The following is a 620-nucleotide window of genomic DNA, read 5'->3' as shown; positions in this document are numbered from 1 at the left end:
TTCTTTATGTTGAAGAAATGTAGAAATATCAATGGGTGACGGGAAAACCTTTGCATCTATATTTTCAGCATTTTTTTGGTAATTAGACACAACAACATACTCAACATCAGGCCACCTGAGTAATTTAGGGTGATGTGAGGTTAGCTTTACATGTTTAGGATGAAAAGTATTATAAATATTAATGAGTCTTTCTGGGCGAGGTATTAGATAAGGCCAAAGCTTATTACGCCAGTGGCAGCCTACAAAGACATAAGTGCCTCCCTTAGGGTAGCTACCCTTAGTAAGGAGCGAAATTTTTTGTATGCCGTACTTTTCCATTAATTTAGGGCAGGCGCGAGAGGTGCTCGCCCAAAGTTTTACCTCTACATGCTTTGAAAGCATCTTAGCTAAGTGTAGGGCTTCCTGTTCGCTTCCTCCGTGTTCAGTTTTGAAGCTATTAAAAATATGTATTTTCTTCATATACTTGAAACCAAGTTAAAATAGTTGGGCTCGTGAGGTTGCTTGCTCATTAAGAAATATTTCTGCAGCACTAGATGTGATATTAATAATTCTCGCTGGTGATTTAAAAAAGGTTTTACATAGTTGTTAGCATTCTTAATTATTCTGGCAGCTGCGTCTTC

General features: G+C 37.7%; 1 protein-coding gene. It reads right to left on the bottom strand.

The features are described from left to right. A partial coding sequence (locus tag MOY_RS17220; RefSeq protein WP_009102083.1) for a hypothetical protein occupies positions 1-459 on the bottom strand: 459 nt, incomplete at its 3' end. Between the last annotated feature and the right edge of the window lie 161 nt (positions 460-620).

The organism is Halomonas sp. GFAJ-1 (assembly GCF_000236625.2).
In the GTDB taxonomy this organism is placed as follows: domain Bacteria; phylum Pseudomonadota; class Gammaproteobacteria; order Pseudomonadales; family Halomonadaceae; genus Vreelandella.
Note: the sequence above shows the minus strand (reverse complement) of the source record. Positions and strands in the feature narration are given on the sequence as shown.